Genomic DNA, 1,135 nt, shown 5'->3' with positions numbered 1-1,135 from the left:
TTTCTTCAAATACATGATGGATGTTTGCAAGTCATACTCGACCTTCATACCGAAATAATTCACTTCACCATAAGTTGGAGAAACATAGGTTTGCCACAGTGCCATCTCATTATCCAATTCTAGATTTTCTGGCGTTGGTAACCGCGTATCGAAAACAAATCGCTTACCTTTTTCGAGGTGTCTTGATATTGAGCTCAGTGCACCTGCTAGCATCTCATCACTTAAAAAGGCTTGGAATGCATTCCCTGTCATTATGGCTAGGTCAAACTTCTTACCTAACGAAAACTGGGTTGCGTCGAGATGAAGAAAACGCAAGTTACTCCTGCTTTTGGCTTTGTCCTTTGCATGTTTGAGCATCCCTTCAGAAATATCAATGCCAATGGCTTCGTTGAGTTGCTCAGAGACTGGAATCGTGACAATGCCGGAACCACAACAGACATCCAATACATTTCGAGCATTGGTTTCTTCGATTAACCTTGTGATGAAAGCAATGTCGTGATGGTAATGCTGGTCGTATTGAGCATCGTATTCAATTCCAGACCCGAACTCGGTTAAATCTTGTGTTTTCAAAAACAGTCCTTGTTTGTTACTTATTTCAGCGGTGTGACTTTTTCAGCTCTAGCATCAAGTATCGACACACATAACCAACACCAGATACGTAACCAATCACATTTTCTAGGGAAACCACTTCCAACCCCGCCTGCAGACAGAGTTGTTCAACTTCACTTTCGGTATATGCCGTATGCACGACCGATCCACTATAAGTATTTCGAGGCAAATCTTGTCCATCCGGATCGTGGTATTGAAAGCTGATAAAACATCGTCCATTCGCAGTTAGCTTATGCGAAATGCACTCCAGAAGTTGTTGAGGCTTTGCTAGAAACTCAGTAAAACCAAGTGCGGTGATAAGGTCGAAGGTTTGCTCAAACAAAGGGGAAAATGGCTCATCGAGATTATGAACCGCGACACTTTGATAGAGGCTAGTTTGGCGCGCTTTATCAACCATTTTGGACGAGATGTCTAAGCCATGGATGGTGAGATCTGGATAGTGATTTTTTACGACATGACCGATACTGCCTGTTGCACAGGCTAGGTCGAGAGCCGAGCCTTGCTCGATGGGAAGGTTTTTTAACTT

The 1,135-nt window shown here is 43.2% G+C and carries 2 protein-coding genes; both read right to left on the bottom strand.

Translation table 11 applies throughout. The annotated features are described in order from the left end of the window. Positions 1-570: class I SAM-dependent methyltransferase (locus R8N46_RS25195; protein WP_318189774.1), on the bottom strand; the 570-nt coding region annotated here is incomplete at its 3' end. A gap of 25 nt (positions 571-595) precedes the next feature. Then, on the bottom strand, positions 596-1,135 hold a 540-nt coding region (locus tag R8N46_RS25190; RefSeq protein ID WP_318189773.1), incomplete at its 5' end, for a class I SAM-dependent methyltransferase.

Origin of the sequence: Vibrio sp. 1874, assembly GCF_033344395.1 — a bacterium.
In the GTDB taxonomy this organism is placed as follows: domain Bacteria; phylum Pseudomonadota; class Gammaproteobacteria; order Enterobacterales; family Vibrionaceae; genus Vibrio; species Vibrio alginolyticus.
The sequence above is the reverse complement of the archived record's forward strand: the minus strand, read 5'-3'. Positions and strand labels throughout refer to the sequence as shown.